We start from the raw sequence: 19,334 nt of genomic DNA, 5'->3' as shown, positions 1-19,334 counted from the left end.
ATGCAGCAAGAGAATCTTGTAACAGATGCCGCGCACCTCTTTCATATCTACCGCTTGCCGCGCCGGGTTTCTCCGGCGGCTGACGGGGCTGTGCGCCATTTTCATGCTGGTGCTGCAAACAGCGTTCCCCAGTGCGGCACAGGTTGCGGCGGGCGGTGATTGGATCGAGATCTGCGGCGAATTCGGCGTGGTGGAAATTCAGATCGGTTCCGAGGACAGCAGCGAACCGCAGGATTGTCCCAAATGCAGCACCTGTCCGCTGTGCGCTGCTGAAAACGGGGCCGGGCCTGTAAGCGTCCTGCGCTCTGGCATCAGCCGGGCTGCCGACTGCGCCGTGCTGCTGCCTGCGGAAACCACGGTGCAGCCGAACCCGGCGCAATACTGGCATGAGGGCCGCGGGCCTCCGTTGGTCGCAGAAACAGAATCCGAACGCGCCCTGCGCGCGTCCGTGGCAGCCACTCTAACGAAAGGAGAGGCGCCATGGTCCTGACACGCGCCTTCCGGGGCTGGATGACAGCCCTTGTGATGACAATAGCCGCGCTTTTTGCTGCAGCGGCTGAGGCAGACAGCCTCGACTCTTTCCTGACAGAATTGACACCTGCAGACCTGGTGCCTGGTGCTGAGGCGTTTGGCCCGGTGCGCAGCGATGTGCCGGTTGCGCCGGTTCTGAAGGCGGGCGAAACAATCGCCTATGCCTTTCTGACCTCCGATTTCGTCGGAACCACCGGGTACAGCGGCAAGCCGATCCATGTGGTGGCCGCGATTGACACCGATGCGGTGCTGACCGGCGTGAAGCTGGTCAAACACTCGGAACCGATCGTGCTGATCGGCATCCCGAACGCCAAGATGGTCAAGCTGACCGAAAGCTACGCCGGGCTGGACCTGAAGGCCGAGGCAGCGGCGGGCGGCGATGCCCATGATCTCGACATCATCTCGGGTGCGACGGTGACCATTATGGTGATCGACGACAGCCTGGTGCGCGCCGGGATCAAGGTGGCGCGGGCGCTGGGGCTGGGCGGGCTGTCGCCGGTGCAGGCGGACGGGCCGAAGCGCGAGGTCGATATGGCCCGCGAGGAAGTCGCGGATTGGACCGCGCTGGCAGGCGACGGCTCGGTCCGGCGGGTGACGCTGGACGTGGGCCAGATCAACGCGGCCTTTGAGGCCACGGGCGACAGCCGTGCGATCAAACGGCCTGAGGCCGGAGCGCCGGACGATACTTTCATCGATATGCAAATGGCTCTGGTTTCGGTGCCGTCGATCGGCAAGTCGCTGCTGGGCGAGGCCGAATACCAGAACCTGAAGGCCTGGCTGAAGGAGGGTGAGCACGCCATTCTGGTGCTGGGGCGGGGCAGCTACAGCTTCAAAGGGTCGGGCTATGTGCGGGGGGGTATCTTTGACCGGATCCAGCTGATCCAGGGCGATTCTTCGGTGCGGTTCTTTGACAAGCAGCACAAGCGGCTGGGGGGATTGGCCACGAGCGACAGCCCCAGCTTTGGTGAACTGGACCTGTTCAAAATCCCGGCGGATGCGGAATTTGATCCGGCCGAACCGTTCCGCCTGCAGCTTTTGGTGCAGCGGTCGGTGGGGGCGCTGGAGCGGGCGTTCCTGACCTTTGATCTGGGCTACAAACTGCCGGAGCAATATCTGCTGCCTGCCGCACCTGCACCCAAGATGGTGGCGGATGACACCGGCGAGGCTGCAGCAAAGGCAGCCCTGTGGCAGCGGATCTGGAAGGACCGCACACTGGAGATCGGGGTTCTGGGTGTGATGCTGCTGGTGCTGACAGGGGTTTTCTTCTTCCAGTTCCAGGCCACCGCGAATGCGCGTGTCTTTTACTGGTTCCGCATCGGATACCTGACCGTCACCCTGGTGTTTCTGGGCTGGTACGCCAATGCGCAGCTGAGCGTGGTGAACCTGATGGCGCTGGCAGGCAGCTTGCGGGGCGGGTTTTCCTGGGATGCTTTCCTGCTGGATCCGCTGGTCTTCATCCAGTGGTTTGCCGTTGCCGCAGCACTGCTGTTCTGGGGGCGGGGCGCCTATTGCGGCTGGCTGTGCCCGTTCGGCGCGCTGCAGGAGCTGACCAACAAGATCGCCCGTGCATGCCGCGTGCCGCAGATCACCCTGCCGTGGGGCCTGCACGAGCGCCTGTGGCCTGCGAAATACATGATCTTCCTCGGGCTGTTCGGCATCTCCATGGTGTCGATCCCGCTGGCGGAAACCTATGCCGAGGTGGAGCCGTTCAAGACCGCGATCATCCTGAAGTTCGTGCGTGACTGGCCGTTTGTGGTCTTTGCGCTGGTGCTTCTGGGGCTCGGTCTGTTCGTTGAGCGGTTCTATTGCCGCTACCTGTGCCCGCTGGGGGCAGCTTTGGCGATCCCGGCGCGGGTGCGGATGTTCGACTGGCTGCGGCGCTACAAGGAATGCGGCAGCCCCTGCCAGACCTGCGCCAATGAGTGCCCCGTTCAGGCCATTCACCCCACCGGTGAGATCAATCCGAACGAATGCGTCGACTGCCTGCATTGCCAGGTTCTGTATCAATCTGAATCCAAATGCCCGGTTGTGATCAAACAGCTGAAACGCCGGGCCAAGACCGGCAGCCCGGCACCAGACGTCACTCTGGGCAGGCCGCCCGCCAATCACCCCAACGCGAACAGGACAAAAGTTTCCTGAAGGAGGACATCATGTCTGAAGATCTGAAAAATAAACTGCCCGTCACCCGCCGCGGCCTTCTGGGGGCGACTGCCTCTGGTGCCGTGCTGGCGGCCACTGGCGCCGGTTCCGCACTGCTGGGGGCCAAACCTGCGCAAGCGGCAAGCGGTGTGAACCTGGCACCGGGCGAACTGGATGAATATTATGGCTTCTGGTCCTCGGGCCAGACCGGCGAGCTGCGTATCCTGGGCGTGCCGTCAATGCGGGAGTTCATGCGGATCCCGGTGTTCAACCGCTGCTCGGCCACCGGCTGGGGCCAGACCAACGAGTCGCTGAAGATCCTGACCGAGGGCCTGCTGCCGGAAACCAAGGAATTCCTGGCCGCCAACGGCAAGGTTACCTATGACAACGGCGACCTGCACCACCCGCATATGTCGTTCACCGATGGCACCTATGACGGCCGCTTTATCTTTATGAACGACAAGGCCAACACCCGTGTCGCCCGGGTGCGCTGCGACGTGATGAAATGCGACAAGATCATCGAGATCCCCAACGCCAAGGACATCCACGGTCTGCGCCCGCAGAAATTCCCGCGCACCGGCTATGTCTTTGCCAACGGTGAGCACGAGGCGCCGCTGATCAATGACGGCCAGATCCTGGATGATCCTTCGCAGTATGTGAACATCTTCTCCGCCATCGACGGCGACACCATGAAAGTCGCCTGGCAGGTGATCGTCTCGGGCAACCTGGACAACACCGACTGCGACTATCAGGGCAAATACGCCTATTCGACCTCCTACAACTCGGAAATGGGCATGACCCTGGCCGAGATGACCGAGAATGAGCTGGACCACGTTGTTGTTTTCAACATCGCGGCGATTGAGGCAGCGATTGAGGCCGGCAACTACGAAGAACTGAACGGTGCCAAAGTTGTCGATGGGCGCAAGGACGCGCCGGGCAAGCTGACCCGGTATATCCCGATCCCGAACTCGCCGCATGGCATCAACACTGCGCCGGACAAGAAACACGTCTGCGTCAACGGCAAGCTGTCCCCGACCGTGTCGGTGATTGATGTCGAAAAGCTGGACGCGCTGTTTGATGCGGATGCCGATCCGCGCTCGGCAGTGGTTGCCGAACCGCAGCTGGGCCTTGGCCCGCTTCACACCGCCTTCGATAACCGCGGCTATGCCTACACCACCCTGTTCCTGGACAGCCAGGTGGTGAAATGGGACATTGCCAAGGCGATCGAAGCCTATGCCGGCGCTGATGTGGACCCGATCCTGGACAAAGTCGACGTGCAGTATCAGCCGGGCCACAACTCCACCTCGATGGGGGAGACCGCCGAGGCGGACGGCAAGTGGCTGATCTCGATGAACAAGTTTTCCAAGGACCGGTTCCTGAACGTCGGCCCGCTGAAGCCCGAGAACGAGCAGCTGATCGATATTTCCGGCGATAAGATGACTGTGGTGCATGACGGCCCGACCTTTGCCGAGCCGCATGACTCGATCATTGTTCACCGTTCCAAGGTGAACCCGGTCAACCTTTGGGACCGCAACGACCCGATGTGGTCGGACGCGCGTGCACAGGCCGAGGCAGATGGGGTGGATCTGGACGACTGGCAGGACACCATTGTGCGCGACGGCGACAAGGTGCGGGTTTACATGTCCAGCCAGGCGCCGAACTTCAGCCTGGAGAAGTTCACCGTCAAGCAGGGCGACGAGGTCACCGTCTATGTCACCAACCTGGACGACATCGATGACCTGACCCACGGTTTCTGCCTGTCGAACTTCGGCGTTGCGATGGAGGTCGGGCCGCAGGCAACCGCTTCCGTGACCTTCAAGGCCGAACGCCCGGGCGTGCACTGGTACTACTGCCAGTGGTTCTGCCACGCGCTGCACATGGAAATGCGCGGCCGGATGCTGGTTGAGCCGCGGAGCGCGTAACCGATGAAACGGCTCCTGCCCATTTCTCTGGTTGCGGCCCTGACCGGCCTGGCGCCCGCGTGGGCGGCGGATTGGGAGGTGCCCAACCGGGCAGGGGCCATTGCTGAAACACTGGCGCAGGCGGCGGATGGCGACACCCTCCGCCTCGCCGCCGGCGAATATGCAGAAACTCTGGTGCTGGACCGGCCGGTCATTCTGGACGGGCGGGGTCACGCCACCTTGGACGGTCAGGGCCAGGGATCGGTGATCACCGTGACTGGGCCAAGCGTGACCGTGCAGAACCTGACCGTTGTGGGCTCCGGCTCCTCGCATCAGGGGATCGACAGCGGCATCAAACTTACCAAGACGGCGAAGGCGCCGCAGATCCTGAACAATGTGCTGCTGGGAAACCTGTATGGCGTGGATATTCACGGCGCCAAGGACAGCCTGGTGCAGGGCAACCGGATCGAAGGCCGCTTAGACCGCCATATGAATGCCCGCGGCAATGGCGTCTACGTGTGGAATGCGCCGGGCGCGGTGGTCGACGGCAATGACATCCGCTTTGGCCGCGACGGGATCTTTGTGAACAGTTCCAGGAAAAACACGTTCACCAACAATGTGTTCCGCGATCTGCGCTTTGCGGTGCACTATATGTACGCGGACAATTCCGAAGTTTCCGGCAATGTCTCGATAGGCAATCACCTGGGCTATGCGGTGATGTTTTCCACGCGCGTCAAGGTGACGGGAAACGTCTCGCTGAATGACCGCGATCATGGAGTGATGCTGAACTACGCCAATCAGGGCGAGTTCCGGGGCAACTATGTAAAGGGCGCCAAGGGAAAATGCACCTTCCTCTACAATGCGCACAAGAATGATTTCTCGGGCAATTGGTTTGAGGGTTGCGGCATTGGCATCCATTTCACCGCGGGCAGCGCGGGCAACCGGATGGTGGGCAATGCCTTTGTCGGCAACCGGCATCAGGTGAAATTCGTCTCCACCAAATGGGTGGAATGGTCTGAGGCGGGCCAGGGTAACTATTGGTCCGATTTCGCGGGTTTTGATGTGGACGGGGATGGCATCGCCGATGCGCCCTACCGTCCGAATGACAGTATGGATCATGTGCTGTGGACCCAGCCGGCGGCGAAGCTGCTGATGGGCTCACCCGCGGTGCAACTGGTGAAGTGGTCGCAATCGGCCTTCCCGGCGCTGCTGCCGGGCGGGGTGATCGACAGCCACCCGCTGATGCGGCCGGAACGGCCAGAGGCCGCCAGAAAGGTTGAACAGGATGGATAAGGCAAACAGCCCGCTGCAGATCCGCGCGCTGGACAAGTTCCGAGGCAAAACCCAGGTTCTGCATGGCATCGAACTGGACATCGCACCGGGCGAGCGGCTGGCTTTGCTGGGCCACAACGGCGCCGGCAAGTCGACGCTGATCAAGGCGGTGCTGGGCCTGATCCGGCATGAGGGCGGCAGCATCCGTATCTGCGGCGCGGCGCCCGGCAGTGCGGCAGCGCGTTCCGCCACCGCCTTTCTGCCCGAGGCGGTCAGCTTTCACCCGGCACTGACCGGGCATGAACAGCTGTCGCTGTTTGCCCGCCTGGCCGGGGAGCGCCCGGATATTGGCGGATTGCTGGAACGTGTTGGGTTGGGTGAGGCCATGCACCGCCGCATCGGTGCCTATTCCAAGGGGATGCGGCAGCGGCTGGGTTTGGCTCAGGTGCTGCTGGGCCGCCCGAAGCTGGCGCTGCTGGATGAACCGACCAGCGGTCTGGATCCAATCTCGCGCCAGGACCTGTACGCCATCATCAATGAATTGGCAGAGCAGGGCGCCGCAGTGCTGATTGCCAGCCACGCGCTGACCGAGGTGGAGGCGCGCACCGACCGTATCGCCATTCTGCGCAAAGGCGTGAAGGTGGCGGATGACACGCTGGCAGGCCTTTCTGCCCAGGCCGGGCTGCCGGTCAAGCTGCGGGTGCAGGCGCGTGCATCGCAAGCGGACCGGATCGCAATTGAAACCGGCGGGCGCCGTATCAATGGCGCCTCGGTCGAGATCCTGTGCAACCCGCAGGACAAGATGGCCGAGCTGCGCAAGATTGCGGCCATGGGCGATGCAGTGGCGGATATCGACATGGTGCCGCCGCGGCTGGAAGACCTTTACCGCCATTATTCAGGGGAGGACCGCAAATGAGACGCGCCTTTGCCATTGCCCGCGCCGAGATGCTGATCCTGCGCCGCAACCGCTGGCTGTTCATGGCCACGCTGATCATGCTGGCCTTCGCGCTGGCGCTGTCCTTTGCCGGCTCGGCCCCGACGGGGACGCTGGGGGTGGATATGCTGACAGTGTCCGTCGCCTCGATGACCACGCTGTCGGTCTATCTGGCGCCGCTGCTGGCGCTGATGATGGGGTTTGATGCGGTGGCCGGGGACCGCGACAGGGGCAGCCTTGCACTGCTCCTGGCCTATCCCGCGGGGCGGGCAGAGATCCTGTTGGGCAAGCTGATGGCGCATCTGGCCGCACTGGCGATTGCGATGATCATCGGTTTTGGCGCGGCGGGGGCTGTTGCCGCCTGGTTCGGCGGTGCGGGGCCTGAAAGCCTGCTGGCGCTGGGGCGGCTGGTGCTGACCTCGATCCTGCTGGGAGCCGTGTTCCTGGTGCTGGGCTATGCGCTGTCGGCGCTTTCCAGCGGCGCCACTGCCGCGGCTGGCCTGTCGGCGGGCGTGTGGCTGATGTTTGTGGTGCTTTATGACCTCGGGCTTCTGGGCGCCGTGGTGATGGACAGCGGCGGAGTGTTCACCCAGAAAATCTTCCCTTGGGTGATGGTCGCCAACCCGGCGGATGCGTTCCGGCTGTGGAATGTCGCCGCCTCGGAAAGCGTGGCGCTGTCCAGCGGCATGGCTGGCGCTGCCAGTGCCTTGCCCGGCTGGGCCGCGCCGCTGTCCTTGCTGCTGTGGCCGGCGCTGGGCTTCGGTCTGGCCTGCGCCGCGTTCCGGAGGGTGGAGCCATGAGACACCTGATCCTGGCTGCCGCGCTGGTCTTGTCTGCCTGTCAGGAAGAGGAGGCCAAGGCGCCGCCAGCGCCGGTGGAGCTGACGGAGGTGGCGCTGAGCTATTTTTGCCAGATGAATGTCTCCGAACACGGCGGGCCGAAGGGGCAAATTCACCTGGATGGCTTCCCTGTGCCGCTGTTTTTTGCCCAGGTGCGCGATCTGGCGGCCTATGTCAAAAGCCCGGAGCGGGATGCGGAGATCACTGCCATCTATGTCAGCGACATGGGCGCGGCGCCCAGCTGGGCGCATCCCGGCACCATGAACTGGATAGATGCCAAGAGCGCGCATTTCGTCGTAGGGTCGAATGTGGCTGGCGGCATGGGGGCACCGGAAGTTGTGCCTTTTGCCACGCCTGAGGACGCCGCCCAGTTTACGGAGCGCTATGGCGGTTCTGTTGCCGGGTTCAACAGTATTCCCGATGACGCAGTGCTGGGGCCGGTTGATCTGGACCGGCAGCTGGAGACGCCGTCCTGAGGGCTGCGTCTCCTGACAGTTTCAGACCGTTTCCGGCAGCAGCCGCAGTTCGGCGGCGATGGCATGGCCCTCCATGCCTTCCATCCGGCTGATGCGGGCGGTGCGCTGGGCCAGCTCATGCGAGGCAGCGGCGTTGCAGCGCTGCCAGGTCACCGTCTTGGTGAACTTGTGCACCGACAGCCCGCCAGTGTACCGTGCAGCACCGCTGGTCGGCAGCACGTGATTGGGGCCTGAGGTCTTGTCGCCAAAGGACACCGTGGTCTCCTTGCCCAGAAACAAAGAGCCATAGGCCGACAAACGGTCCAGCCACCAGTCGAGATCTTCCGCCTGCACTTGCAGATGTTCGGGCGCGTATCGGTCGGCCATCTGTGCGGCCTCTTCGCGGCTATCGCAGAGGACCACCTCGGCGCGTTCGTGCCAGGCGCGGTGGGCGGCAGAGAGATTGGGTTCAGGCAAGCGGTCGATTAGCGCATGCACCCGGGCGATGACCCCCTCGGCCAGGGCCTCCTCGGTGCTGACCAGCCAGACCGGGCTGTCGGCGCCGTGTTCGGCCTGGCTGACCAGATCCCAGGCAACGGTTTCAACATCGGCAGTGTGATCGGCAATCACAAGCGAGTCGGTGGGGCCGGCAAACATATCGATGCCGACCTCGCCGAACAGCATCCGTTTGGCCTCGGCCACATAAGAATTACCGGGGCCAACCAGAATATCGGCAGGCTGAGCGCCGAACAGGCCCTGGGCCATGGCGGCGATCCCCTGAACCCCGCCCAGGTTCAGGATGATGTCTGCTCCGCAGAGGTCCATTGCGTAAATGATGGCGTCGGGAATGCCGGTTCCGGGGCGGGTTGGCGAGACTGCGGTGATGTGGGGAACGCCGGCCACCTTGGCGGTGGTGATGGTCATCAGCGCGCTGGCGATATGGCTGTAGCGGCCACCTGGCACATAACAGCCGGCACTGGAAACCGGGATCTGCTTCTGGCCCGCGATCAGGCCTGGAATAACCTCAACCTCGCAGTCGCCCATTGTGGCCTTCTGCGCCTCGGCAAAGCGGCGGACGTTGGCATGGGCGAACTGGATGTCCTCCTTCATCTGCTGCGAAACCCGGTTGCAGGCGGCACGGCGCTGGGCGTCGGTTACCACAATGGGGCCGGTCCAGCCGTCGAGTTTTTCCGCGTAGCGGCGCACCGCGTCTTCGCCTTCACGTTCGATATTGGCCAGCATCCCGGCGACTGTATCGCGGATACCGCTGTTTTCGGCAGCGGGGCGGGGCTGGGCCTGTTTGAGGTAGGTGATTGCCATTGGGGTCAGCTCATTTCCATTGGAGGGCCGCCGGATGTGCCGGGGCAGCACGGCGCGGGTTGCGCCTAAAACAGCGCCGTGCAGGCCGCCCGGTCAAGCTGGGGCTTGCAGGTTTCGAAAAACACGAATGTTTGTTTCTAATTGCCGGACAGCCTAATTCCCTTTTGCTGGGAGAGTGCGGAATTCCTCGGCCAGCCAGGGAAAGCGTTCGCTGATAGGATCTGTGAAATGGTGGCGCAGGGATTTCTGCAAGGCCTGGTGGATCAGTTGCGAAGTGGCCGCAGGATAGACGCTGGTGGTGAACAGTGACACCGTGCGGGCAAAGCTCTTACCGGGGAAGCGTACAACCTTGACCTTGTCGTGAAAGCGCTGGGCACGGTGGTAGCTGGCAGCGGTGGTGACGGTCCAGCCGCTGCCCTCGGAGACCAGACCGACAATCGACTGGTTGCACTCCAGCTCAAACCGGTTGGGAAGAGAGATCTTGAGCCGGGTCAGCTGGGTTTCGATCTGTTTGCCGATGGTGTGATCGCGGGAATAGCGCAGGAAGGGCAAAGATGCATCGGCTTTGGTCAGATCCTCGACGCTGCCGGAATACCCGGTGGGCACCACCAGAATGAAGGGATCGCGCATCAGCGGGTATTCGATCAGATCCGGCAGCAGCCCGGCCGGACGGGTGGCGACGCCGGCGTCCAGTTTCTGCTCCTGCAGCTTTTCAATGATTTCGTGGCTGGGCCGGGTGTAGTGGCGGAAACTGCAGCGGGGCAGCGCGGTAGACAGGAACTGAAACAGTTCCGGGCCGACCTCGTTGTCGAAATCGTCAAGCAAGGCCATCCGCAGATCGGTGGCATGCTGCCAGCTGCCTGAGCGGATCTCGGCCTCGCCGCGTTTAAGCGTCATCAGCCCGTCAAATACATAGCGGGCATAAACTACGCCTGCAGGCGTCAACCCCATCGGGCGCCGGGTGTGGTCCACCAGATCAACACCAAGCGCGCTTTCCAGGCTGCGCAGGTGATTGGACACGGTGCTGATCGACAGGCCGGTTTCCGCGGCGGCCTTCTGTATTGATCCCGACTTGGAGATCAGCTGGAACACTTCCAGCCAGCGTAGACTCAGCGTCTTTTGCATATGCGTCCTCCCTTGCGCTTTGCATATGCTATCCACAGGTTTGCGCCAATGCATCCGTAGAAATCAAATCTAAGTTTTGCTTTTATCGAAAGCGTGATTTTCTGCTATAGCGAAGCGGCTTCCCGGATATGGTTTGCCGTGTAAAAATCAAAGCCATGAGGCTCGCAATGAACGGGCCCGGCGAATTAACTGGGAGACCTTTCAATATGATCAAAAAGTACCTGCTTTCAACAATCTGCGCCGCCGCTGCCTCCATCTCTGCTGTGAATGCCTCTCATTTGGATGAGATTACCGTTGCCTACTTCCTGGAATGGCCGATGCCGTTCCAGTTTGCCAAGGCCAATGGCACCTATGAGGAGGAACTGGGCGTCAAGATCAACTGGGTGTCGTTCGACACCGGCACCGCAATGTCGGCGGCGATGGCGTCGGGCGATGTGCAGATCGCGGTGAGCCAGGGCGTGCCGCCGTTTGTGGTGGCAACCTCCGCCGGCCAGGACATCCAGATTGTGGATGTCGCCGTCAGCTATTCCGACAACGACAACTGTGTGGTGGCCGAGGCGCTGGAGATCGACAAGACCAACGCAGGCGAGCTGGCGGGCAAGAAAGTGGGTGTGCCGATCGGCACCGCTGCGCATTATAATTTCCTGTCGCAGATGTCGCATTTCGGTGTTGATATCGGCTCGATGGAAGTCGTCGACATGGCGCCCGCGGACGGCGCGGCAGCCTTTGCCCAGGGCAATCTGGACATGGTCTGCGGCTGGGGCGGCGCGTTGCGGCGGATGGTGGAGCATGGCAATGTGCTGCTGACCGGCGCCGAGAAGGAAGAACTGGGCATTCTGGTGTTTGATGTAACCAGCGCACCGGCAGGGTTCATCGCTGAGGATAGCGAACTGCTGAGCAAATTCCTGAAAGTGACCGCAGATGCCAACGCAATGTGGAACTCGGGTGATCACAAGGACGAGATGCTGCCGGTGATTGCCAAGGATGCCGGTATGGACCTGGGCGATGCCGAGGCCACAATTGCCACCTTCAACTTCCCCTCGGCCGAGGATCAGCTGTCCGAAAAATGGCTGGGCGGCGGCGCTCAAAGCTTCATGAAGGGCGTGGCGGATGTGTTTGTGAATGCGGGCAGCATCGAAGCGGCGCTGGAGTCCTATGACGGCGCCGTCGACAGCGCACCACTGGACGCTGCGCTGAACTGAGCCAGGGCAATCTGGTGCACGACAATCTGATGAAGGTGAACGGCCCGGTTACCGGGCCGTTTGCATCCGCAGCTTAAGCAGGAAGGGGGAGAGATGTCAGGATTGGACATCAAGGGTGTCTCCATGCGTTTTGATCTGCCCAATGGCAGTTCTGTCCAGGCGCTGAAAGACGTCTCATTGAATTTAAAAGCGGGTGAGCTGATGTCGGTGCTAGGGCCGTCGGGCTGCGGCAAGACCACGCTCTTGAACATTCTGGCCGGGTTTCTGGCCCCGACGGAAGGCGCGATTGAACTGAACGGCCATGTCGTCACCGGGCCGGATGCCGAACGCGGCATGGTGTTCCAGAAAGGCGCGCTGTTTGAATGGATGAACGTGCGCGACAACGTGGAATTCGGGCCGCGCATGAAGGGCATGGCGCGGGCGGAACGGGAAAAGATCTCTGACCGGCTGCTGGATATCGTCGGCCTTCAGGATTTCAAGGAAAAGGCGGTGTATGAGTTGTCGGGCGGCATGCAGCAGCGTGTTGCCTTGGCCCGCTGCCTGGCAAATGAGCCGGACGTGATCCTGATGGACGAACCGCTTGGCGCGCTGGACGCGCTGACGCGGGAGAAGATGCAAGGCCTGGTGCTGAAGCTGTGGAAAGAGACTGGCAAGACCATCATCCTGATCACCCACTCGGTCGAGGAAGCGCTGCTGCTGGGCGAGCGTCTGATCGTGATGGCGCCGCGCCCCGGCCGCATTCACCGCGAATACCAGCTGCCCTTTGCGGAACGCGGGGTGAATGCCGATCTGCGCGACGTCAAGAAATCCGAAGGCTTTGCCGAGACCCGCGATGAGATCCTCTCGATGATCTGGGAAATGGAAGAGGAGATCATGGGCCGGACGGAGCAAGTTGCATGACGGTACTACTGTTCTATATCGCGCTGTTTGCCGGTGCTTTCTTTCTGGTTCAGCTTATCCGCAAGGGGATGCGGTCGCAGCAGGATTTCACCAGCTTGAAAACCGTAACGTTCGGCGATGAAAGCGCCGTGACGCCGGACCGGGCGGCCTCGATCATCTCGGTCCTTGTGATCTTTGTGATCTGGGCGGCCTTTACCGGCTCCAAGCTGCTTCCCATTCACGTGCCGGGGCCCTTTACCGGCGAAACCACATTCACCTACACATTGGAGAATGCTGACGGGGCCACCGATGACGCAGACATCACGGTCAGGGTGGCCGGGTTTGGTGAAGAAAGCCCCAAGTTTGAGGTGGAGCCGGGCGATGGTTTTGCCAAGAACGATGGACTGGCGGCACAGGCCGGGCGCTCTACCACTCTGATCTTTGACCGTAATGACGAGGTCAAGCGCAAGGAAGGCGCAAAGATCGTCGCTATCAACGGCGAACCCATCGGCCCCGGAACACAAGTGGACGCTGGCGACGGGACGGTGACGCTGACCGGCAAAGGAGCAATCAGTTTTGCGCCGCACGGCGGGTTGCAGATGAACCCGATCTGGCTGCCGGCGCCGGAAACGGTGGTGGCGCGGTTCTTTGAGATTGCCTCGGAAGGCTATCAGAACTTTTCGTTGTGGCAGCATTTGGGCTGGTCGCTGACACGGGTGATCGTGGGTTTTGTGACCGGGGCAATTGTCGGCATTCCGCTGGGTTATGCCATGGGGCTGTCGGGCTGGTTCCGCGGCTGGTTCGACCCGATTGTCGAGTTCATGCGGCCGGTGCCGCCGTTGGCGCTGATCCCGCTGGTGATCATTTGGTTCGGCATCTGGGAAACCGGCAAGATCGTACTGCTGTTCTTGGCCGCGCTCTGGATCATGACGATTGCGGCGCGGGCCGGGGTTTCCGGGGTGAATATCTCGAAAATCCACGCGGCCTATTCGCTGGGCGCGTCCAAGTGGCAGATCATGCGCCATGTGATCGTGCCGAACTCGCTGCCGGAGATCTTTACCGGTGCGCGGGTTGCGATGGGTGTCTGCTGGGGCACCGTTGTGGCCGCGGAACTGGTGGCGGCACAAAAAGGTGCAGGCATGATGATCATCGCCGCCTCAAAATTCCAGCTGACGGATATTGTGATCATGGGGATCGTGCTGATTGGCATCATCGGCTATGGCATCGACATCCTGATGCGTATGGCTGAGAACTGGCTGGTGCCGTGGAAAGGCCGCAGCTGAACCTGTGCCGTGCCGCGCAAAAGAAACGCCCGGGGGAAATCCCCGGGCGTTTCTTTGTTTAGGTGTGGCGGCGGGCGATGCGTTATCCGCGGATGCGCGCAAAGTCCGGGTCATAGGGGGAGGGGGGAATGACCCTTGCACCCGCCAGATCGCCGTACATGTCGATCTGCATCGCGCTGTCTTCCGCTGCCAGTGCGGGATCCACAAAGGCATAGGCCAGGTTCATGCCCACCCGGTGACCCCAATCGCCGGAGGTCACGGTGCCCACGACTTTGCCGTCTTGCATCAGCGAGGCGCCGCCATGGGCCGGGGCGTGGGTGGCGTCGATCTGCAGCGTGACCAGCTTCTTGCGCGGCCCTTCGGCTTGACGCCTCAGCAAGGCCTCCTTGCCGATGAAACCGCCTTTGTCCATCTTCACGAAACGGCTCAACCCGGTTTCAAACGGGTCGAATTCGGTAATCAGGTCGGCTTTCCAGTGCAGGAACCCCTTTTCCATCCGCATCGACTCAACTGCGCGGGCACCAAACAGTTTCAGGCCGTGTGCCTCACCCGCCTTCCGCAGCGCCAGATAGGCGGCATAGAGCGAGGCGTTGGGGATGTGGACTTCATAGGCCAGCTCGCCCGAAAAGCTGACGCCCATGACCGTGGCAGGCGCAAAGCCGATGAAGCATTCACGCACCGACAGCCAGGGGAAGGCCTCACGCGACCAGTCGCCCCGGGCGCAGGCTGAGAGCACGTCCCTTGCCCGGGGGCCGGCCAGGACCAGGATGGTCTGGTCGTTGGTGAGCGACCGGATCTGCACGTCCTCGTCCTTTTGAATGTGCTGGGAGAGCCAGTCCATGTCATGATATTCGCTGGCCGCCGCCGAGCCGTACCAGACCCGCTCCAGACCGCGCTCGGACGCGGGGAGGTTGGCGATTGTAGCCTCGCCCTTGATCATGCCGTGGTGGTTCAACAGGTAGCCAAGCCCGACCCGGCCCGCGCGTTTTGTCACCGCGCCGCAGAACATCCGGTCAAGGTAGCTGTGGCGGTCGGCGCCGGTGATCTCGAACCGGTTGAAGCCGTTGACCTCGGCCAAGCCGGCGTTGTCCTGGATGTTCTTCACTTCAGCAGCCACAACGTCAAAGGCTTCGTCGAAGTTGAAGCTGAGCGAAGGATGGAAGTCAGGCGCAGGCTTGATGTAGTCGACCCGTTCCCAACCGTTCACCACGGTGAATTCGGCGCCTTCGGCTGCCAGCACCGGGGTCAGCGGGGTGGTTTTGGCCGGGCGGCCCGCCGGGCGGTGCTCATGCGGAAAGTGGAAGCGGAACTCGTTCTGGTAGTCTTCGATCGCCTTCAGCGCGGTCAGCTCGACATTGGTGTGGCCCGTAAAGCGGCGCGGATCAATGCACCAGGTGTCGTACTGCGCCTCGCCATGCACGATCTGCTGGGCCAAAAGCCAGCCGTGGCCGCCGCCTTCGCCCAGGCCCGCCCGCAGGCCGATAATGCAGAACGCGTTGCGCTTGCCCGGGATCGGGCCGACCAGCGGCGCGCCGTCGATGGTATAGGTGATCGGGCCGTTGACCACGGTGTGAATGCCGGTGTCCATCAAGGCGGGCATCCGGGCAAAGGCGCCTTCCAGAACATCTGTGACCCGATCCAGATCATCGGGGCAGAGCGCGTTCACAAAGTTCGGATCGATCCCGTCCATACCCCAGGTTTTGCAGTTCTGTTCGTAGAAACCTACCAGCAGCCCGTTCTTTTCCTGGCGGCAGTAATAGTCGCTGATCGGGCAGCGCAGCAGCGGCATCCGGTGGTCTGCGTCCCTGATTGCCGGGATCTCTTCGGTCAGAAAATATTGGTGCTCCATCGAGGCGACGGGGTGGTGCACGCCCATCATGGCGCCGACCTCGTTCACCCGGTAGCCGCAGGCGTTCACCAGGATGCCGCAATCGATATCGCCGTGTTCTGTATGCACGGTCCAGGTGTCGTCCTGGTGCTGGGTAAGGGCGGTCACCGGCGTATTGCGGTAGACCTCGGCGCCGGCCTTGCGGGCGCGCCGCGCCAGCGCCTGGCACAGCTGGGCCGGGTCGATGTCGCCGTCCAGCGGATCCCACAACCCGCCGATCAGATTGTCGGTGGAGATCAGCGGATGGCGGCGGGCGCATTCCTTGGCGTCGATCACCTCGAACGCCACATCCATACCGCGCGCCATGGAGGTAAAGTGGCGGTAGCCCTGCATCTGTGCTTCGGTATTGGCCAGCCGGATGCCGCCGTCGCCGTGGTGGTAGTTGATCGGGTAGTCCGGGTCCTCAGCCAGTTCCTTGTACAGGTTGATCGAGTGGGTCTTGAGGCCGATCATGGTCTGGTTCATGCCGAAATTCGTTACCTGGGCCGCTGAATGCCAGGTGGTGCCGCTGGTCAGCTCGTTGCGTTCGACAAGAACGACGTCGCTCCAGCCTTCCTGAGTGAGGTGGTAGAGGGTGGAGCAGCCAGCGATGCCGCCGCCGATCACCACAACCTTGGTGCGCGATTTCATAAAAGAGGCCTCCCGATGGATTTTGCATGACTAAGCGCCCAGTCAGGGCAGGCTGCAATGCACGGGAGTGTAATTCCCATAAATTCGAAAATTTGGTTGAATAAATTGTCATTTATACTGCTGTGATTGCCAGCCTGCGGCTGTGGCGGGAACATTGGGGCAAGATTTACCTCAGGAGGTCACAAGAATGGCAGAGCAGCGAGCCAAACGGGGCGGGCGCCGGGAGCGTTTGGCGCAGAGGGCGGCAAAGCCTGCCGTGGATCCCTGTCCGCCGGGCCAGATCGGCGGGGCCTATAAACCGCTGACCCCTGAGGAACTGGAACGGGTTTACTCCACTTCACTGGAATTGCTGGCCAAGCTTGGCATGGGGGAAGTTCCGCCCCGGCTGCACGCCGATCTGCTGGCGGCAGGGGCGCAGGACAACGGTTCCGGGCGGGTATTGTTGCCGCCGCAACTGGTGGAGCAGGCGATTGATCAGGCGGCCAAAACCTTTGTCCTGCATGGGCGCGATGACATCCGCTCAATCACGGTGGGCGGCAATGCGGTGCATTTCGGCACCGGCGGTGCGGCTGTGCAGACGCTGGATTTGGAAAGCGGGGTGTACCGGCCTTCGACGCTGACCGACCTGCATGACTTTACCAGGCTGCAGGATACCCTGGCCAATGTCAGCTGGTTCACCCGCTGTTGCGTGGCGACAGATGTGCCGGATAATTACGACCTGGACGTGAACACAGTCTATGCGCTGCTGAAGAACACCACCAAACCGGTGGCGACATCGTTCACACTGGCTGAGAATGTGGCACCGATTGTGGAGATGCTGGATATCGCAGCAGGCGGTCCGGGGGAGTTCTCCAAACGCCCCTTCCTCAAGGCGCATATCAGCCCGGTCATCTCTCCTATGCGGTATGGCGAGGATGCGGTGGACGTTGTCTATGAATGCATTAGGCACAACATTCCAATGTCCTGCATCACTGCGGCCCAGGCCGGGGCAACGGCGCCCGCCACATTGGCGGGGTTTCTGGCGCAATCACTGGCCGAGACCCTGGCCAGCCTGGTGATGCTCCATGCGATCCAGCCGGGTTTCCCGATGGTGTTCTCCAACTGGCCTTTGGTGATTGACCTGCGTACAGGCGCGTTTTCTGGCGGCAGCGGCGAGACGGCGGTGCTGAATGCGGCCTCGGCGCAGCTGTCGAACTGGCTGGGGCTGCCCTCTGGCGTGGCATGCTCTATGACCGACGCCAAGGCGATTGATGCGCAATACGGGGCTGAGAAGGGGCTGACTTCGCTGGCGGCAGCGCTGGCAGGGGGCAATCTGATCTATGAAAGCTCGGGCATGACGGCATCCCTTCTGGGGGTAAGTTTTGAAGGCTTCGTGCTGGATGACGAGATGCATTCCCACACCTACCGTGCCCTGCGCGGGATTGAGGTGAGCGAGGAGAACCTCGGGTTCGAGGCGATCTGCGCAGCGGTGCTGGGCGAGGGGCACTTCCTGGGCGGCCAGCATACTTTGGCGGCGATGGAGCGGGATTATTTCTATCCGGCGATTGCGGACCGGGACGAGCCGCGCACCTGGGCGGAAAAGGGCGGATTGGATGCCTGGGCACATGCGCGGGTGCGGGCGCAGGAAATATTGCAGACCCATCAGCCCGCGTATCTGACCGCAGAGCAGGACCGGGAGATCCGGGCGCGGTTCAAGATCTATTGAGGTGCGGGGCAGTCAAGAGATCAGGGTGAAGCTGTCCGCAAGCCAGGGCGTGCTTTGCTGGAACGGCTTTATCGCGTGATCAGCAATCAGTGTGCGCATCCGGCTGTCGACCAGATCAAGAATCGAGCGCGAGCAATCCGGCGTCGAAACGATGGCCAATGTGCGCGAGAAGCTTTTGCCCGGAAAAGCGACCATTTGCAGTTTGGGCTGGAACAGTTTGGCGCGGGAAAACAGCAGCGGCGTGGTGATCGTCCAACCGGCACCCGCTGCGACCATGGCCATCAGTGTCTGATTGCTGGCGCATTCGAACCGGTGCGGCAGCGACAGGCCCATCCGCCGCAACTGGGTTTCGATCTGGCGGGAAATGATCTGGTTGCTGGCAAAGCGCAGGAAGGGCAGCGTGCTGCGGCCTTCGATAACCTCCTGCAGCATGGGTTCGTCTGATTTGGGCAGCACCGCAACAAAGGGATCGCGCAGCAGCGGCCTGTCCTGCAGATCGCGCAATCGCTCAGACGGGGTGGTGGTGATGCCCAGATCCAGCTGCCGGTCACGCAGCATGGCCAGGATCGCATGGCTTGAATCGGTCTGATACATGAAATCGCAGCGCGGCATGCTGGTGGACAGGAATACGGCCAGTTCAGGGATGATGTCGCTGTCAAAATCCTCGATCGTGCCAAGCCTAAGATAGCTGGCCTCGGAAATGTTCCCGGCCGAAGCCTCCGCCTTGGCCTTGCGGATCGTGTGCAGCGCATCGCCGATGCTGCGCAGGAAAACCTGGCCTTTGGGTGTCAGGACCATGGGGCGGCGGCTGTGGTTGAACAGCTCCACACCCAGATGATCCTCAAGATTGCGCAGGTGGTGCGAAATGGTGCTGACTGACAGGCCGGTCTCGTCGGACACGTCCTGCAAAGACCCTTTGCGGGCGGTGATCTGAAACAGTTCCAGCCCTTTCAGGCTCAGATCTTTGCGGGCGGAGTGGCTGGGCATCGGATATGTCTCCCACAATTGCGCGGCTGCGTCATGAGGGGTTTTTTAGAATTCCGCCAATTCTTGCAAATAAGCTGGACACCATGGCCGGGCCGGCTGCGGTTGGGCTGTTACGCAGGTAATCCGCTCCTTGCGCAGCTGCTTCCTGCGCCTGCGCGGAAAATGCCGCTGCCTTGTAAAGGGTTTATGAACATTGACGCCTCGCGCCGACGGGCGCACACTGCAGCCACAGCGATGGTTTTTC

15 protein-coding genes are annotated in these 19,334 nt (G+C 61.9%); 11 read left to right on the top strand and 4 right to left on the bottom strand.

Features of this window, described 5'->3' with window-relative positions:
• The first annotated feature begins 25 nt into the window (after nucleotides 1-25).
• From ETW24_RS15660 to ETW24_RS15630, 7 genes are read left to right on the top strand one after another with little or no spacing between them, the layout of a single operon-like run.
• Nucleotides 26-490, top strand: a complete 465-nt coding sequence (locus ETW24_RS15660) for a hypothetical protein (protein ID WP_129371917.1) — start codon at nucleotides 26-28, stop codon at nucleotides 488-490.
• Nucleotides 481-2,670 carry a NosR/NirI family protein gene (locus ETW24_RS15655; RefSeq protein ID WP_129371916.1) on the top strand — a complete coding sequence of 730 codons (2,190 nt, stop codon included), beginning with the start codon at nucleotides 481-483 and terminating at the stop codon, nucleotides 2,668-2,670. Before ETW24_RS15660 ends, ETW24_RS15655 begins: the two co-directional genes overlap by 10 nt.
• Nucleotides 2,671-2,681: 11 nt before the next feature.
• Nucleotides 2,682-4,592, top strand: coding sequence for a TAT-dependent nitrous-oxide reductase (gene nosZ, locus ETW24_RS15650; protein ID WP_129371915.1), 1,911 nt, complete (start codon nucleotides 2,682-2,684; stop codon nucleotides 4,590-4,592).
• Nucleotides 4,593-4,595: 3 nt separating this feature from the next.
• Nucleotides 4,596-5,864, top strand: coding sequence for a nitrous oxide reductase family maturation protein NosD (locus tag ETW24_RS15645; protein ID WP_129371914.1), 1,269 nt, complete (start codon nucleotides 4,596-4,598; stop codon nucleotides 5,862-5,864).
• Nucleotides 5,857-6,759, top strand: a complete 903-nt coding sequence (locus tag ETW24_RS15640) for an ABC transporter ATP-binding protein (protein ID WP_129371913.1) — start codon at nucleotides 5,857-5,859, stop codon at nucleotides 6,757-6,759. The genes ETW24_RS15645 and ETW24_RS15640 overlap by 8 nt, the downstream gene beginning before the upstream one ends.
• Nucleotides 6,756-7,577 (top strand): ABC transporter permease, encoded by an 822-nt coding sequence (locus ETW24_RS15635; RefSeq protein WP_129371912.1) that lies wholly within the window; start codon nucleotides 6,756-6,758, stop codon nucleotides 7,575-7,577. Before ETW24_RS15640 ends, ETW24_RS15635 begins: the two co-directional genes overlap by 4 nt.
• Complete coding sequence (locus ETW24_RS15630) at nucleotides 7,574-8,092, top strand: nitrous oxide reductase accessory protein NosL (RefSeq protein ID WP_129371911.1); 519 nt, start codon at nucleotides 7,574-7,576, stop codon at nucleotides 8,090-8,092. Before ETW24_RS15635 ends, ETW24_RS15630 begins: the two co-directional genes overlap by 4 nt.
• Before the next feature lie 21 nt (nucleotides 8,093-8,113).
• Here ETW24_RS15630 and hisD read toward each other — a convergent pair whose 3' ends face one another.
• Nucleotides 8,114-9,391: a histidinol dehydrogenase gene (hisD, locus tag ETW24_RS15625; protein WP_129371910.1), complete on the bottom strand. Its 1,278-nt coding sequence runs from the start codon at nucleotides 9,389-9,391 to the stop codon at nucleotides 8,114-8,116.
• Between the two features lie 153 nt (nucleotides 9,392-9,544).
• Nucleotides 9,545-10,516, bottom strand: coding sequence for a LysR family transcriptional regulator (locus ETW24_RS15620; RefSeq protein ID WP_129371909.1), 972 nt, complete (start codon nucleotides 10,514-10,516; stop codon nucleotides 9,545-9,547).
• A gap of 206 nt (nucleotides 10,517-10,722) precedes the next feature.
• Between ETW24_RS15620 and ETW24_RS15615 the strand changes: the two genes are divergently transcribed.
• From ETW24_RS15615 to ETW24_RS15605, 3 genes are all read left to right on the top strand, one after another.
• Nucleotides 10,723-11,718 carry a taurine ABC transporter substrate-binding protein gene (locus tag ETW24_RS15615; RefSeq protein WP_129371908.1) on the top strand — a complete coding sequence of 332 codons (996 nt, stop codon included), beginning with the start codon at nucleotides 10,723-10,725 and terminating at the stop codon, nucleotides 11,716-11,718.
• A gap of 93 nt (nucleotides 11,719-11,811) precedes the next feature.
• Nucleotides 11,812-12,618 carry a taurine ABC transporter ATP-binding protein gene (locus ETW24_RS15610; protein WP_129371907.1) on the top strand — a complete coding sequence of 269 codons (807 nt, stop codon included), beginning with the start codon at nucleotides 11,812-11,814 and terminating at the stop codon, nucleotides 12,616-12,618.
• Nucleotides 12,615-13,880 (top strand): ABC transporter permease, encoded by a 1,266-nt coding sequence (locus ETW24_RS15605; protein WP_129371906.1) that lies wholly within the window; start codon nucleotides 12,615-12,617, stop codon nucleotides 13,878-13,880. Before ETW24_RS15610 ends, ETW24_RS15605 begins: the two co-directional genes overlap by 4 nt.
• Nucleotides 13,881-13,962: 82 nt before the next feature.
• Here ETW24_RS15605 and ETW24_RS15600 read toward each other — a convergent pair whose 3' ends face one another.
• A complete protein-coding gene (locus tag ETW24_RS15600) occupies nucleotides 13,963-16,398 on the bottom strand; it encodes a GcvT family protein (protein WP_129371905.1) in 2,436 nt (811 codons plus the stop codon).
• A gap of 187 nt (nucleotides 16,399-16,585) precedes the next feature.
• Between ETW24_RS15600 and ETW24_RS15595 the strand changes: the two genes are divergently transcribed.
• Nucleotides 16,586-18,103 carry a trimethylamine methyltransferase family protein gene (locus ETW24_RS15595; RefSeq protein WP_129371904.1) on the top strand — a complete coding sequence of 506 codons (1,518 nt, stop codon included), beginning with the start codon at nucleotides 16,586-16,588 and terminating at the stop codon, nucleotides 18,101-18,103.
• 12 nt (nucleotides 18,104-18,115) lie between these two features.
• Here the strand turns inward: ETW24_RS15595 and ETW24_RS15590 are convergent, their stop codons facing one another.
• The gene (locus ETW24_RS15590) at nucleotides 18,116-19,090 is read right to left on the bottom strand and encodes a LysR family transcriptional regulator (RefSeq protein ID WP_129371903.1); all 975 of its coding nucleotides are present in this window, start codon (nucleotides 19,088-19,090) and stop codon (nucleotides 18,116-18,118) included.
• Between the last annotated feature and the right edge of the window lie 244 nt (nucleotides 19,091-19,334).

The organism is Leisingera sp. NJS204 (assembly GCF_004123675.1).
In the GTDB taxonomy this organism is placed as follows: domain Bacteria; phylum Pseudomonadota; class Alphaproteobacteria; order Rhodobacterales; family Rhodobacteraceae; genus Leisingera.
The sequence above is the reverse complement of the archived record's forward strand: the minus strand, read 5'-3'. Positions and strand labels throughout refer to the sequence as shown.

Excerpts from the sequence above, each read along its gene's own strand:
- ETW24_RS15615 (WP_129371908.1), top strand. The coding sequence starts at position 10,723 with ATGATCAAAAAGTACCTGCTTTCAACAATCTGCGCCGCCGCTGCCTCC.
- ETW24_RS15595 (WP_129371904.1), top strand. The coding sequence starts at position 16,586 with ATGGCAGAGCAGCGAGCCAAACGGGGCGGGCGCCGGGAGCGTTTGGCG.
- nosZ (WP_129371915.1), top strand. The coding sequence starts at position 2,682 with ATGTCTGAAGATCTGAAAAATAAACTGCCCGTCACCCGCCGCGGCCTT.
- ETW24_RS15635 (WP_129371912.1), top strand. The coding sequence starts at position 6,756 with ATGAGACGCGCCTTTGCCATTGCCCGCGCCGAGATGCTGATCCTGCGC.
- ETW24_RS15605 (WP_129371906.1), top strand. The coding sequence starts at position 12,615 with ATGACGGTACTACTGTTCTATATCGCGCTGTTTGCCGGTGCTTTCTTT.
- ETW24_RS15590 (WP_129371903.1), bottom strand. The coding sequence starts at position 19,090 with ATGCCCAGCCACTCCGCCCGCAAAGATCTGAGCCTGAAAGGGCTGGAA.
- hisD (WP_129371910.1), bottom strand. The coding sequence starts at position 9,391 with ATGGCAATCACCTACCTCAAACAGGCCCAGCCCCGCCCCGCTGCCGAA.
- ETW24_RS15630 (WP_129371911.1), top strand. The coding sequence starts at position 7,574 with ATGAGACACCTGATCCTGGCTGCCGCGCTGGTCTTGTCTGCCTGTCAG.
- ETW24_RS15640 (WP_129371913.1), top strand. The coding sequence starts at position 5,857 with ATGGATAAGGCAAACAGCCCGCTGCAGATCCGCGCGCTGGACAAGTTC.
- ETW24_RS15660 (WP_129371917.1), top strand. The coding sequence starts at position 26 with ATGCCGCGCACCTCTTTCATATCTACCGCTTGCCGCGCCGGGTTTCTC.
- ETW24_RS15655 (WP_129371916.1), top strand. The coding sequence starts at position 481 with ATGGTCCTGACACGCGCCTTCCGGGGCTGGATGACAGCCCTTGTGATG.
- ETW24_RS15610 (WP_129371907.1), top strand. The coding sequence starts at position 11,812 with ATGTCAGGATTGGACATCAAGGGTGTCTCCATGCGTTTTGATCTGCCC.
- ETW24_RS15620 (WP_129371909.1), bottom strand. The coding sequence starts at position 10,516 with ATGCAAAAGACGCTGAGTCTACGCTGGCTGGAAGTGTTCCAGCTGATC.
- ETW24_RS15600 (WP_129371905.1), bottom strand. The coding sequence starts at position 16,398 with ATGAAATCGCGCACCAAGGTTGTGGTGATCGGCGGCGGCATCGCTGGC.
- ETW24_RS15645 (WP_129371914.1), top strand. The coding sequence starts at position 4,596 with ATGAAACGGCTCCTGCCCATTTCTCTGGTTGCGGCCCTGACCGGCCTG.